The following is a 13,395-nucleotide window of genomic DNA, read 5'->3' on the forward strand; positions in this document are numbered from 1 at the left end:
CCGCGACCCCTTGTGAAATGCGTCCAGTGGACGCATGATGGGCGCCGAAGCGGCACCGACCGGGAGAGGGGACACCGTGACGGAGACGATCAGCGCGTTCATGCCGGTGCAGGAGGGCCTCGAGTTCGACCTGCCACCGCGGTTCGCGACCGTCGAGGAGGAGCGCGAGCACCGCAAGCAGCGCCTGGCCGGCGCCTGCCGGGTCTTCGGGCGGCTCGGCTTCTCCGAGGGGGTGGCGGGCCACATCACCGTCCGCGACCCGGAGTTCCCGGACATGTTCTGGGTCAACCCGTTCGGCCTGTCGTTCCGTCAGGTGCGGGTGTCCGACCTGATCCTGGTCGACCACGAGGGCCGGGTCCGGCACGGCCGCCGGCCGGTCAACCGGGCCGGGTTCGTGATCCACTCCGCGATCCACGCGGCCCGGCCGGACGTCGTCGCCGCCTGCCACGCGCACGCCGTGCACGGCAAGGCCTGGTCGAGCCTGGGCCGCCCGCTGGACCCGATCACCCAGGACGCCTGCGCCCTGTTCGAGAACCACGTGGTGGTGTCCGAGGGCGGCGGCGAGGTCGTCGTCGACGAGGAGGCGGGTGCGCTGCTCGCGGCGGGCCTCGGCCCGCACCGGGCCGCGATCCACCAGAACCACGGCGTCTTCACGGTCGGCGAGTCCGTCGAGGAGGCCGCCTGGTGGTTCATCAGCATGGAGCGCAGCGCCCAGGCCCAGCTGCTCGCCGAGGCCGCCGGGACGCCCCGGGTGATGAGCGCCGAGGCGGCGCGGTACACCCGCGAGCAGACCGGCTTCCCGCTGGCCGGCTGGTTCTCCTTCCAGCCGCTGTGGCAGGACGTCGTCCGCTCCGACCCGGACCTCTTCGAGTGACCGGGCCGGCCGCGCCGGGCTCGGCCGCCTGGTGGCGGCAGCGGTACGACGAGCGGGCGCGCCGCCGGCCCCGGGCGGGCGGCCTGAGCCTGGCGGCGATCACCGGCGCGGCGCTGGAGATCGCCGACCAGGAGGGGCTGGACGCCCTGACGATGCGCCGCCTCGCCGACCGGCTCGGCACCCGGCACACCTCGCTGTACCGCCACGTCGCCAGCCGCGAGGAACTCCTGGTGGAGCTGGTGGACCAGGTGCTCGCCGAGGTCCGGCTGCCGGAGGCGACGGCCGAGTGGCGGTCCGCCCTGGCGGTGGGCGCCCACGAGTTCCGCCGCGTCCTGCTCGGCCACCCGGCGGTGGCGCCGCTGTTCGTCGCCGGGCAGCTGCTCGGCCCGAACGCGCTGCGCGCCCGCGAGCACGCGCTCGGCTCGCTGATCGCGACCGGCTGGGAGCCCGCCACCGCCGTGCACGTCTACCTGACGGTGATGCACTTCGTGATCGGCGCCGCCCAGATGGACGCGGGTGGCGCCGCGCGGACGGCGGCCGAGCGCGCCGCGATGGCCGAGCTGTTCGCGGCCCTGCCGGAGTCGACCCACCCGGTCGTCCGGCGCCACGCCGAGCTGCTCAACGCGCCCGACAGCGACCAGGAGTTCGACTTCGGGCTCACCGCGCTGCTGGACGGCGTCGCCCTGCGCCGCCCGGTGCCGTGACCGCACGCCCGACCACCGGCCCGCCCGACCACCGGCAGTCCCGCCAGGAGGCACCGTGACCCCGCCGACCGACGCCGAGCTGCCGCCGCTGGCCGGGTGGAGCGCGGGCGGACGCCGTCTGTCCGTCCGCGGCGCCCGCGGCGCGCACACCCTGTTCGTGCGCCAGGACGGTCCGTCCGACGGCCGGCCGGTGACGCTGCTGCACGGCTTCCCGACCTCCTCGCACGACTGGGCGGCCGTGGTGCCGCGGCTCGCCGCGGACGGCTGCCGGGTGACCACCCTCGACCTGCTGGGCTTCGGCGAGAGCGACAAGCCGCGACGGCACGCGTACTCGCTGCTGGAGCAGGCCGACCTGGTGCAGGCGCTCTGGCAGGAGCTGGGCATCGGTGCGACGGCGCTGGTGGCGCACGACTACGGGGTCAGCGTCGCGCAGGAGCTGCTGGCGCGGGACGCCCCGCGGATCACCCGCACGGCCTGGCTGAACGGCGGGCTCTGGGCCGACCTGCACCGGCCCGTCCCCGTCCAGCGGCTGCTGCACGGCCCGCTCGGGCCGCTGCTGGCCCGGGCGACGACCGAGCGGCGGTTCGCCGCCTCGATGCGGCGGGTGCTGGCCCGCCCGGTGTCGGACACGGCGCTGCACGAGATGTGGCTCGGCATCGCCCGGGCGGACGGGCGGCTGCTCGCCCCGCGGCTGCTGCGCTACATCGACGAGCGGCGCCGCCACGCGGCCCGCTGGGGCACCGCCCTGGAGGGGTTCCCCGGGCCGATGCTGTTCGTCTGGGGCCCGGCCGACCCGATCAGCGGCGCCCACGTGCTGGCCCGGGTGCGCGAACGGATCCCGCGCGCCACCGTGGTCGAACTCGCCGGCCCGCCCCCCACCGGCCACTACCCGCAGGTGGAGAACCCGGCCGAGGTGTCCGCAGCCCTGCTCGCCTTCCTGCGCGACTAGCGCGCCCTCGATCGGTCACGGGTCCACCCCAAGCGGCCCCGGCGGCCGGACGACGCGGTCTTGTACGCCTCGGGCCGGTCCGGCAGGCTGCCGCGTGGGCGGCGGGGCTCCCGGTCGCCCGAGGGGGGAAGGCGCAGCGCGAGGACGGTCGCCCGTTGCCCCGGGCGGCACGGTCCGGGCGGTGGCTCGGCGCGCCGGGTGGTTGGCTTGGCAGGGGCGGCATGCCCCGGTCGGTAGATTGTCCGGGTTGTCGCGCTTTGGACGCCTTCGATGGGTCTCCCGGGAGCCGGGAAGGGGACTGCATGACTGTGACGACCGACCCCGAAACACCGCTCGCGCTCTTCCCCGGCCGTCCGCCGGCAGCGTCCCGCACGCTGGTGGACGTGCTGCGGGCGACGGCCGCGGCGCACCCGCACGAGCCCGCGCTGGACGACGGCCGCACGGTGCTGGGCTACGCCGACCTGCTCGGCGAGGTCGAGCAGCTCCGCCGGCACCTGGCCCGGGCCGGCATCGGCCTCGGCGACCGGGTGGGCGTCCGGGTGCCCTCGGGCACCAACGACCTGTACGTGTCGATCCTGGCCGTGCTGGCGGTCGGCGCGGCCTACGTGCCGGTGGACGCCGACGACCCGGACGAGCGCGCCGAGCTGGTCTTCGGCGAGGCCGACGTCAACGCCGTGCTGGGCCCGGAACGGACGCTCGGCCGGGTCAAGCCGTCCGGGAACGAGGCCGCGAGCCCCGGCCCCGGGGACGACGCGTGGATCATCTTCACCTCCGGTTCGACCGGTCGGCCCAAGGGCGTCGCCGTCTCCCACCGCAGCGCCGCGGCCTTCGTGGACGCCGAGGCCCGGCTCTTCCTGCAGGGCGAGCCGATCGGGCCCGGCGACCGGGTGATGGCCGGGCTGTCCGTCGCCTTCGACGCCTCGTGCGAGGAGATGTGGCTGGCCTGGCGGTACGGCGCCTGCCTGGTGCCCGTCCCCCGGGCGCAGGTGCGCAGCGGTGCGGACCTCGGCCCGTGGCTGGCCGAGCAGGAGATCACGGTGATCTCCACCGTGCCGACGCTGGCCGCGCTCTGGCCCGCCGAGGCGCTGAACGAGGTCCGGCTGCTGATCTTCGGTGGCGAGGCCTGCCCGCCGGAGCTGGCCGAGCGGCTGGTCACCGAGGGCCGCGAGGTGTGGAACACCTACGGCCCGACCGAGGCGACCGTGGTGGCGTGCGCCTGCCCGCTGACGGGCGAGGGCCCGGTGCGGATCGGACTGCCGCTGGACGGCTGGGAGCTCGCCGTCGTCGACGAGGAGGGCCGGCCGGTGCCGATGGGCGGCATCGGCCAGCTGGTGATCGGCGGTGTCGGGCTGGCCCGGTACCTGGACCCGGTGAAGGACGAGGAGAAGTACGCCCCGCTGGAGGCGCTGGGCTGGGCGCGCGCCTACCGCAGCGGCGACCTGGTCCGCGCGGACCCCGAGGGGCTGGTCTTCCTCGGCCGCGGCGACGAGCAGGTGAAGCTGGGCGGCCGCCGGATCGAGCTGGGCGAGGTCGACGCGGCGCTGCAGGCGCTGCCGGGGGTGGCCGGTGCCGCCGCGGCCGTGCGGGCCGCCCGCAGCGGCAACCAGCTGCTGGTCGGCTACCTGGTCGTCCGGGAGGGCTTCGACCGCGCCGCGGCGGTCGAGCGGCTGCGCGCCGAGCTGCCCGCGGCGCTCGTCCCACTGCTCGCGACCGTCGACGGCCTGCCGTGCCGCACCTCCGGCAAGGTCGACCGGAACGCGCTGCCCTGGCCGCTGCCCGACCTGGAGCAGGACGGCCCGGGCGAGCAGCTGTACGGCACGGAGGCGTGGCTGGCCGAGCAGTGGGCGGAGGTCCTCGGCGTGCCGGTGCGCAGTGCCGACGACGACTTCTTCGCGATCGGCGGCGGCTCGCTGGCGGCCGCCCAGCTGACCACCCGGCTGCGCACCCGCTGTCCGGCGGTGTCGGTGCTGGACGTCTACCAGCAGCCGACGCTGCGCAAGCTGGCCCGGCTGCTGGAACGGGCCGCCCCGGCCGAGGCGACGTCCCGCCGGGTCGAGCCGACGCCGTGGCGGGCCGGGCTCGTGCAGCTGCTGGCGCTGCTGCCGCTGTCGGCGCTGACCGGGCTGCGCTGGAGCGTCCCGCTGCTGGCGCTCGGCTCGGTGCTGCACGTGCTCGGCGGCTGGGCCTGGGTGCCCGCCGCGCCCTGGTGGGCGGTCGCGGCGGGCGCGGTGCTGCTGTTCTCCGCGCCCGGCCGGCTGGCCGTCGCCGCGGGCGGCGTCCGGCTGCTGCTGCGCGGCGTCGGGCCGGGCCGGTACCCGCGCGGCGGCAGCGTCCACCTGCGGCTGTGGTCCGCGGAGCAGTGGGCTGAGGCGGCCGGCGCCACCTCGCTCTCCGGGGCGTGGCTGACGCGCTACGCCCGGGCGCTGGGTGCGCAGGTCGGCGGGGACGTCGACCTGCACACGCTGCCGCCGGTGACGGGCCTGCTGCGGCTCGGCAAGGGCTGCGCGATCGAGAACGAGGTCGACCTCGCCGGGTACTGGCTGGACGGCGACCGGCTGGAGGTCGGCGCGATGAGGGTCGGTGCGGGCGCGGTGGTCGGGACGCGCTCGGTGCTGTTCCCCGGCTCCAGGGTCGGCAAGCGCGCCGAGGTGGCGCCCGGCTCCGGCGTGGCCGGGCACGTCCCGACCGGGCAGCGCTGGGGCGGCGCCCCTGCCGTCAAGATCGGCAAGGCGGAGCGCGGCTGGCCCAAGCAGCGGCCCGCGCGCACCGCCCGGTGGACCGCGGTCTACGGTCTGACCGGCTCCGCGCTGGCCCTGCTGCCCGCACTCTGCCTCGTCCCGGCGCTGCTCACGGCCGGGCTGTTCGTCCACCCGGGCGACGACCTGCCGACCGGGCTGCGCGGTGCCCTGGCCGCGGTGGTGCCCGCCACGCTGGTGTACGGGCTGGCGTACGCAGGCGTGGTGCTCGTCCTCGTCCGGCTGCTCAGCCTCGGGCTGCGCACCGGCCACCACCCGCTGCACGGGCGGACGGGGTGGCAGGTGTGGACGGTCAGCCAGCTGATGGACCACGCCCGGGAGACGCTCTTCCCGCTGTACGCCGGCCTGATCACCCCGCTGTGGCTGCGGCTGCTCGGCATGCGGGTCGGCCGCCGCGCCGAGGTCTCCACGGTGCTGGCGCTGCCCAGCCTCACCACCGTCGGCGACGGCGCCTTCCTCGCGGACGACACCCTGATCGCCCCGTACGAGCTGGGCGGCGGCTGGCTGCGGGTCGGGCGGGCCGCGGTGGGACGCAAGGCCTTCCTCGGCAACTCGGGGATGACCGCGCCGGGCCGTTCGGTGCCGGACCGGGGCCTGGTGGGCGTGCTCTCCGCCACCCCGAAGAAGGCCAAGCGGGGCAGTTCCTACCTCGGCATGCCGCCGGTGAAGCTGCCGCGTTCGGCGGACACCGCGGACGCCGCGCGCACCTACGAACCGCCGAGCCGGCTGCTGTGGGCGCGTGGTCTGACCGAGCTCGGCCGGCTCGTCCCGGTCTTCGCCTCGGCCGCGCTGGCCGTGCTGACCGCGGTCGCGCTCTGCGCCCTGGACGCCGCGGTGCCGGGCGGCGCGGTGCTGTTCGCCGGGCCGCTGCTGCTCGCCGCCGGGGCCGCGGCCTGCGCGGTCTCCGTCGCCGCGAAGTGGCTGCTGGTCGGCCGCTGCCGGGCGGCGGAGCACCCGCTGTGGAGCGGCTTCGTCTGGCGCAACGAGCTCGCCGACACCTTCGTCGAGGTGCTGGCCGTGCCGTGGCTGATCGGCCGGGTGCTCGGCACACCGCTGCTCAACCTGTGGCTGCGGGCCCTCGGTGCCCGGATCGGCCGCGGCGTGTGGTGCGAGAGCTACTGGCTGCCGGAGACCGACCTGGTGGCCCTCGGCGACGCGGTCAGCGTCAACCGGGGCTGCGTCCTGCAGACCCACCTCTTCCACGACCGGATCATGAGGCTCGATACTGTGGAGCTCCGCGAGGGCTCGACCCTGGGCCCGGGCGGAATCGTGCTGCCGGGCAGCACGGTCGGTGCCCGGGCGACGCTCGGCCCGGCCTCCCTGGTGATGCGTGCGGAGTCCGTCCCCGACGACACCCGCTGGCTCGGCAACCCGATCGAGGCCTGGCAGCAGCCCGGGCACCGCACCACATGACCGAGACCGCGCACGGAGAGAACCGACCGGTGAGCCCCAAGCAGACCGAGGCCGCTGCCGCCGACCCGTACTTCCCGAACAACGGCGACCACCGGTACCGGACCCACCGGTACGAGCTCACCCTGGACTACCGGCCGGGCCCCAACCGGCTGGCCGGCACGGCGCGGATCACCGCCATAGCGGGCCGGGCCCCGCTGCGCGAGTTCGCCCTCGACCTCGCCGCGTTCAGGATCGGCCGGGTGCTCGTCGACGGGCGCCCGGCCCACTACACCCACCGCGGCGGCAAACTGCGGATCAAGCCCGCCAAGGCACCCGCGCCCGGTGCCGCCTTCACCGTGGAGGTGCACTGGTCGGGCAACCCCAAGCCGGTCCGCAGCCCCTGGGGCGGTCTCGGCTGGGAGGAGCTCACCGACGGCGCGCTGGTCGCCAGCCAGCCGGTCGGCGCACCGTCCTGGTACCCGTGCAACGACCGGCCCTCCGACAAGGCGAGCTACCACGTCTCGGTCACCACCCCCTCGCCGTACACCGTGGTCACCGGCGGCCGGCTGCTCACCCGGACGACCCGCGCCTCCGCCACCACCTGGGTGTACGACCAGCCGGCGCCCACCGCCAGCTACCTGGTCGGTCTCTCCGTCGGCCCGTACCGCGGCGTCCCGCTGGCGCGGCCGGGCCCGGGCACCGTGGCGCAGACCGGCTGGGTCCCGGCGCGGCTGCAGCAGCGCTTCGAGCACGACTTCGCGCGGCAGCCGCAGATGATGGAGTTCTTCGAGGAGCTGTTCGGCCCGTACCCGTTCGCCGAGTACGCGGTGGTGGTCGCCGACGAGGAGCTGGACGTCCCGGTCGAGGCGCAGGGCCTCGCGACCTTCGGCACCAACCACGTCGACGGCGCCCGCGGCAGCGAGCGCCTGGTCGCGCACGAGCTCGCCCACCAGTGGTTCGGCAACAGCGTCACGATCGGCCGCTGGCAGGACATCTGGCTCAACGAGGGCTTCGCCAAGTACGCCGAGTGGCTCTGGTCGGAGCACTCCGGCGGCCCGAGCGCGCAGCGCAAGGCCGAGACCGCGTACCGCAAGCTGCTGGCCCTGCCGCAGAACATCCGGATCGGCGACCCGGGCAAGAGCCTGATGTTCGACGACCGGGTGTACGAGCGCGGCGGCCTCACCGTGCACGCGGTGCGCACCGCCCTCGGCGATCCGGTCTTCTTCCGGATGGTCCGCGACTGGGCGAACACCCGCCGGCACTCGGTCGTCACCACGGCCGACTTCGCCGCGCACCTCTCCCGCTACGGCGGCCACGCCGCGGACGGCCTGCTCGACGCCTGGATCGGCCGCCACCGGCTCCCGCCGCTGCCGCTGGCCGCCCGGACGGTCCCGTAGGCCCGACCCGGGCGCCCGCCCGGCCGCGGCACCCGGCCGGGGTCTGTTACCGATCCGCGCGGTGGCCGTTACACGGCCGGCGGCAGTCCGTGAGGCGGGATTCCTAGCGTGTGCGTCACCAACTCGCGTTCGACCGAACGGGAGTGGTGAGCATTCGGAGGAGTCCTCATGTCACGTACCTCGACCGTGCACCGCTCGGTGCGCTCCGCGCTGGTCTGTGCCGGTGCCGGTGTGGCGGTGGTGCTGTCCGCCGGTGCCGCGGCCGCCGACGGGGCGTCGCCGGTGCCGACGGCCACCCGCAGCGCCGCGCCCAGCGCCGTCCCCAGCGCCCCGGCCGGGACGGGTGTCCTGCCCAGCCCCGTCCCCACCCTCCCCCGGGTCGGCGCGGACGGCCGTCCGGTCGGCACCACGCCGCGGGGCGGTGCCCAGACCGGTGAGGCGGATGCGGGCACCTCGCCGACCGCCGTCGTGCTCGGCTCCGTGGTGGCGCTGGCCGGTGCGGCCGGGATCGGCACCGCGGTCGTCCGTCGGCGCCGTGCCGGCGCACAGGCGTAGCCGCAGCCGACGCGGCCGGCGCCCCTCGTGGGTGCCGGCCGCGTCGGCCGGCGCGCTCGTCCTCGCCCTGGGGCTCGGCACGGTGGCGTACGGCCTCACGCCCGACGGGGAGCCGGTGCGGATCGCGTACACCGGCCCCGACGCGGCGCCGCCGACGCACGGACCGCCGGCCGCCGACCCCACCGGCACCGGCGGCACCACCGGCACCACGGGCACCGGCTCGGCGCCGGAGGCCGGGTGGACGGCCTCGCCGCCGGTGCGGCTGCTGATCCCCCGGATCGGGGTGGACGCCCCGGTCGGCCCGGTCGGGCTGAACGGCGACGGCACGGTGGAGGTCCCGCCGCTGGACCGGCCCGACCGGGTCGGCTGGTACCGCGACAGCGCCGCACCCGGTCTGCCGGGGCCGGCCGTCCTGCTCGGCCACTACCGCACCCGCAAGGGCGCCGCCGTCTTCCTGCAGCTGCCGAAGCTGCGCCCCGGCGACACCGTCCAGGTCCGGCGGGAGGACGGCCGGACGGTGTCCTACCGGGTCCGGGCGATCCGCCAGTTCGCGAAGTCCGCCTTCCCGACCGAGCTGGTGTACGGCGCCACCGCCGATGCCCAACTGCGGCTGGTCACCTGCGGCGGCACCATCGGCCACGACGGCCACTACAGCGACAACATCGTCGTCCTCGCCGACCTGGCCGACGGCCCGTGACGCGGTCGCCCGCCGAGCGCCCGCGCACCTGTCCGTACGCCGGCCCGCGCACCCGTCCGGGCACCTGTCCGGGCGGCGGGCCCTCGGCGGGCATGGGGCAGACTGGCTGCCCTCCCCTCGTCCCCGGACGACCGTCAGGAAAGGCGACCGCAACACGTGAGGAAGTGGACAGGCCCGACCGCCGGGGCACGGGCGGCCGTCGTGGCCGCCGTCGCGGCGGTCCTGGCGCTCGCCGGGTGCGAGAGCCCGGGCACCCTGCACGACGCGGGTCCGGCCCGGCAGATCGCGGAGCACCCCAGCCCGCAGCCGCTGTGGCCGGCGGCCGCGACCTCGGCCCCGGCGACCCCGCGGGCCGAGTCGGACGCGCCGCCGCCGTCCCCGCTGCCCGGCCTGCCCGCCCCGGCCGGCGGACTCGTGCAACTGGACGCCCGGGCCGTCCTGCTCCACGACCCCGCGCTCACCGACCTCGAACACCGCGCGCTGTCCGGGGACTGCACCCGCTGCACCGTGCAGCCCGCGCAGTACCGCGACCTCAGCGGCGACGGCCGGCCCGAGCTGATCACCGCCGTGCTGACGGCGGAGGCCGACGGGCGCGCGGTGCTGCACGTCTACGGCGAACGGGACGGCAAGGTCGTCCCGGTGCTGGCGGTCGGCGCGAACGCCGCGTTCACCGCCGACACGGTCGGGCGGGACCTCGTCCTGCACGAGCCGGACGGGCCGACCGCCCGGACCAGCAGCACCTACCGCTGGAACGCCGTCCGGATGGCCTTCGTCGACCGGCAGACCGTCTACACCGGGCCCGCCGACGGCGCCGCGGGCTGCCCGACCCCCGAACCCACCGTCCCCGCCGCCCGGCCGACGCCCACGCCCACCCGCCCGGGCGGCGTCGTCATCGGACCGGACGGCCGGCCGCTCGGCCGGTCGGCCGCACCGTCCCCCGTCCCCACCCTCCCGACGAGGCAGCGATGACCGCACCGCTCCCGCCCCTTCCGGCCGGCCCGCCGATGCCGCGGATCCTGATCGTCGAGGACGACGAGGTGATCCGCGAGGCGACCCAGATGGCGCTCGAACGGTACGGCTTCCCGGTCGACACCGCCGCCGACGGACTCCAGGGACTCGAACGGTTCCGTGCCCGGCGGCCGGACCTGCTGCTGATCGACGTGATGCTGCCGCTGCTCGACGGGGTCGGCCTGTGCCGGCGCGTCCGGGAGGAGAGCAACCTGCCGATCCTGATGATGTCGGCCCGCGGCGAGGCGGTCGACGTCGTCTCCGGGCTGGAGGCCGGCGCCGACGACTACGTGGTGAAGCCCTTCGAGATCGCCGTCCTGGTCGCCCGGATCCGCACCGTGCTGCGGCGCACCGGCCCGGTCGCCGCGCCCGCCTCCGCCGCGCCCTCGGGGACCGCCGGTGCCTGGGCCGCGGAGGCGCCGCAGCCCGTCCCGTCCGCGCTGCGGGTGATCGACGACCTGGCGGTGGACACCGACGCCATGGAGGTGACGGTGGCCGGCGAGCCGGTCCCGCTCACCCCGACCGAGCTGCGGCTGCTGCTGGAGTTCACGGCCGCGCCGGGGGTGGTGATGGAGCGCCAGACCCTGCTGTCCCGGGTGTGGGACTACTCCTGGGACGCCGACAGCCGGGTGGTCGACGTCCACGTGCAGCGGCTCCGCGCCAAGATCGGCGCGGGCCGGATCGAGACCGTGCGCGGCTTCGGCTACCGCCTGCGGCGCATCCGGTGACGCTCCGCCGGCAGATCGCCGCGGTCATCGCACTGGTCTCCTGCCTGGTCGCGTGCACCGTCGCGGTGCTCGTCCACCGGGCGTCGGTGGGCCAGCACACCGACCAGGCCCGGGCCTCCGCGGAGGCCGCGCTGGACGCCGTCCTGACAGGGTACGACCGCACCGGCGAGCTGGTCGGCGGCTGGCACGCGGCGGTCGACGACCCGGCGGTGCCGGCCGAGCTGCGGGCCCTGGCCGCGCGGGGGCGGCAGGGCTCCGTGCTCGGCCCCGGGCCGGACGGCACCGCGATGTGGGCGGCGGCCGGCGCCGCCGGCCGGGTCGTCTCCGTCCGGCTGGACTTCGCGGGCGACGAGCAGGCGGTGGCGGACCTCGACCGGGCGGTGCAGATCGCCGCGGCGCTGTCCGTCCTCGTCACGGTGCTGGCCGGCGTGCTCGCCGCCGACCGGATCAGCCACCGGCTGCGGACGGCCGCCCGCACCGCCCGGACCATCGCGGCCGGCGACCTCGACGCGCGGATCGGTCCGCTCGGCCGCCGCCGCGACGAGGTCTTCGAACTGGCCACCGCCGTCGATTCGATGGCCGCGGCGCTGCGCAGCCGGCTGGAGAGCGAGCAGCGGTTCACCGCGGACGTCGCGCACGAGCTGCGCACCCCGCTGACCGGTCTGCTGACCGCCTCCGAGCTGCTGCCGGACGGCCGGCCCACCGAGCTGGTGCAGAACCGGGTGCGGGCGCTGCGGGACCTGACCGAGGACCTGCTGGAGGTGTCCCGGCTGGACGCCCGCGCGGAGTCCGCCGACCTGGCCGACCTGCCGCTGGCGCACCTGGTGGCCCGGACGGCGGCGGCCGCCGGGCGGCCGGTGGAGCTGGTGGTGTCGGCCGACGCGACGGTCAGCACCGATCCGCGGCGCTTCGACCGGGTGCTGGCCAACCTGGTGGCCAATGCCCTCCGGCACGGTGAGCCGCCGGTCCGGGTGCAGGTGGACGGGCCGGTGGTCACCGTCCGCGACCACGGTCCGGGGTATCCGGAGTCCGTGCTGCGCGACGGCCCGCAGCGCTTCCGCACAGGTGCCCGGGAGCGCGGCCACGGCCACGGGCTGGGCCTGACCATCGCCCAGGGCCACGCCGAGGCGATCGGGGTGGATCTGGAGCTGCGCAACCACCCGCAGGGCGGCGCGGTCGCCGAACTCCGCCTGCCCGTCCCCCGCACCGGCTGAGCCGGCCGTCTACCGGTACCGGTCGCCGGTCTCGCGCAGGGCGCGTCCGAGGTACTGGGCGAGGCGGTAGCAGGCCAGCCGGCGGCTGTCGGTCTCGTGGTCCCAGACGAAAACCTCGGTCCGCGGCGGCGTCCGGACGAAGGCTAACTGGTCGCCTCCCGCGTTGTCGCCGAAGAACATCAGCGGCTCGAACGGCATGTAGAGCGCGGCGAAGTCGGGGGCGGCGCGGAACTCCGCGTTGTCCAGGGCGATCCGCTCGGCGTTCCACACGACGTCGACGCCGTTGCGTCCCCGTACCCCGTCGCACTCGCGCAGCAGTGACGCCAGCTCGGCGGGCAGCGGCTGGCCGAGCACCGACTCGACCGCGGCCAGCGCGTCCTCGCCCGCCGGTTGGCCGAGCTCGGCGTCGTCCGCCGCTTCCAGGATCAGTTCACGCCACATCGGAGCAGCCTCTCAGATCCCGCCGACCGCCGGGCCGGGCGGCTCACGGCCGCGGGCAGTAGTCGTCCCGGAACTCCTCCCACGCCCGCGCGGCCTCTTCGGCGGACCTGAACCAGTGGGTGCCGTCGCGGGTGGCGAGGGAGTACGGGTGGCGCGGGTCGCCCAGCATCCGGTGGACGAACTCCGTCGCCGGGCAGTCGAACCGCACCCAGGGGTCGAAGCTGTCGGCACGGGCGTGGACCGCCCACCGGTCCGGATCCTGGTCCGGGTCCTCGACGAGCCGGCAGAAGGAGTGACCGGCCGAGGTCGAGGCCCACTCCAGGAGCCTGCTCGTGGGCCCGCCGAGTACGGCGCCGTCGGCGGACTCGCTGCCGTCGGTGGCGAACTCCCCGAGTGCCGCGTGCGGCGACCCCGGCACGTGGAGGTCGAGGGCGTCGTCGAAGCTGCCGCCGCCGAAGGTCTCGACGAGGCGTTCGCAGTCCCGGGGCAGCCGGAGTCCGGGCTCCTGCTCCGCGGGTGCCCGGTCGATAGGCCGCCGCTCACCCTGCCAGGCCGTCAGGGCGACCAACTCCTCGACGAACGACGGCCGGACGGGTTCCACGGCGGGGTGTGCAGCGCTGTCCACGACGGGGAGTGAACCGCACGGCACCGACACCGGGCCGTCCGCTGCTCCGCGGCGC

The 13,395-nt window shown here is 76.3% G+C and carries 12 protein-coding genes; 10 read left to right on the forward strand and 2 right to left on the reverse strand.

The annotated features are described in order from the left end of the window. The first annotated feature begins 100 nt into the window (after positions 1 to 100). The 10 genes from IE98_RS0104835 to IE98_RS0104880 all read left to right on the forward strand — a co-directional run bounded on the left by IE98_RS0104835 (position 101) and on the right by IE98_RS0104880 (position 12,274). A complete protein-coding gene (locus tag IE98_RS0104835) occupies positions 101 to 874 on the forward strand; it encodes a class II aldolase/adducin family protein (protein WP_043173486.1) in 774 nt (257 codons plus the stop codon). Then, on the forward strand, positions 871 to 1,578 hold the full coding sequence (locus IE98_RS48900; protein WP_052390133.1) for a TetR/AcrR family transcriptional regulator C-terminal domain-containing protein: 708 nt from the start codon (positions 871 to 873) through the stop codon (positions 1,576 to 1,578). The genes IE98_RS0104835 and IE98_RS48900 overlap by 4 nt, the downstream gene beginning before the upstream one ends. A 55-nt stretch (positions 1,579 to 1,633) precedes the next feature. Further along, positions 1,634 to 2,527 (forward strand): alpha/beta fold hydrolase, encoded by an 894-nt coding sequence (locus tag IE98_RS0104845; protein WP_234443407.1) that lies wholly within the window; start codon positions 1,634 to 1,636, stop codon positions 2,525 to 2,527. Positions 2,528 to 2,829: 302 nt separating this feature from the next. Continuing rightward, positions 2,830 to 6,696: a Pls/PosA family non-ribosomal peptide synthetase gene (locus IE98_RS0104850; RefSeq protein WP_052390134.1), complete on the forward strand. Its 3,867-nt coding sequence runs from the start codon at positions 2,830 to 2,832 to the stop codon at positions 6,694 to 6,696. Between the two features lie 29 nt (positions 6,697 to 6,725). After that, positions 6,726 to 8,072, forward strand: a complete 1,347-nt coding sequence (locus IE98_RS0104855) for a M1 family aminopeptidase (protein ID WP_030264623.1) — start codon at positions 6,726 to 6,728, stop codon at positions 8,070 to 8,072. A gap of 168 nt (positions 8,073 to 8,240) precedes the next feature. After that, a complete protein-coding gene (locus tag IE98_RS0104860; protein ID WP_052390136.1) occupies positions 8,241 to 8,627 on the forward strand; it encodes a hypothetical protein in 387 nt (128 codons plus the stop codon). Positions 8,628 to 8,658: 31 nt separating this feature from the next. After that, the gene (locus IE98_RS0104865; RefSeq protein WP_052390137.1) at positions 8,659 to 9,324 is read left to right on the forward strand and encodes a class F sortase; all 666 of its coding nucleotides are present in this window, start codon (positions 8,659 to 8,661) and stop codon (positions 9,322 to 9,324) included. Between the two features lie 156 nt (positions 9,325 to 9,480). After that, the gene (locus IE98_RS0104870; protein ID WP_159400829.1) at positions 9,481 to 10,293 is read left to right on the forward strand and encodes a hypothetical protein; all 813 of its coding nucleotides are present in this window, start codon (positions 9,481 to 9,483) and stop codon (positions 10,291 to 10,293) included. Then, positions 10,290 to 11,060, forward strand: a complete 771-nt coding sequence (gene cseB / locus IE98_RS0104875) for a two-component system response regulator CseB (protein ID WP_030264646.1) — start codon at positions 10,290 to 10,292, stop codon at positions 11,058 to 11,060. Before IE98_RS0104870 ends, cseB begins: the two co-directional genes overlap by 4 nt. After that, positions 11,057 to 12,274, forward strand: a complete 1,218-nt coding sequence (locus IE98_RS0104880; protein WP_030264648.1) for a sensor histidine kinase — start codon at positions 11,057 to 11,059, stop codon at positions 12,272 to 12,274. Before cseB ends, IE98_RS0104880 begins: the two co-directional genes overlap by 4 nt. A 9-nt stretch (positions 12,275 to 12,283) precedes the next feature. On the opposite strand, the gene IE98_RS0104885 is transcribed toward IE98_RS0104880, so the two are convergent. Beyond that, on the reverse strand, positions 12,284 to 12,715 hold the full coding sequence (locus tag IE98_RS0104885; RefSeq protein ID WP_030264650.1) for an SMI1/KNR4 family protein: 432 nt from the start codon (positions 12,713 to 12,715) through the stop codon (positions 12,284 to 12,286). A gap of 43 nt (positions 12,716 to 12,758) precedes the next feature. Further along, entirely contained in the window at positions 12,759 to 13,340 is a 582-nt protein-coding gene (locus IE98_RS47725; protein ID WP_159400830.1) for a hypothetical protein, read from the reverse strand. Positions 13,341 to 13,395 lie beyond the last annotated feature (55 nt).

Origin of the sequence: Streptomyces sp. NRRL B-24484, from assembly GCF_000717715.1 — a bacterium.
GTDB lineage: Bacteria > Actinomycetota > Actinomycetes > Streptomycetales > Streptomycetaceae > Kitasatospora.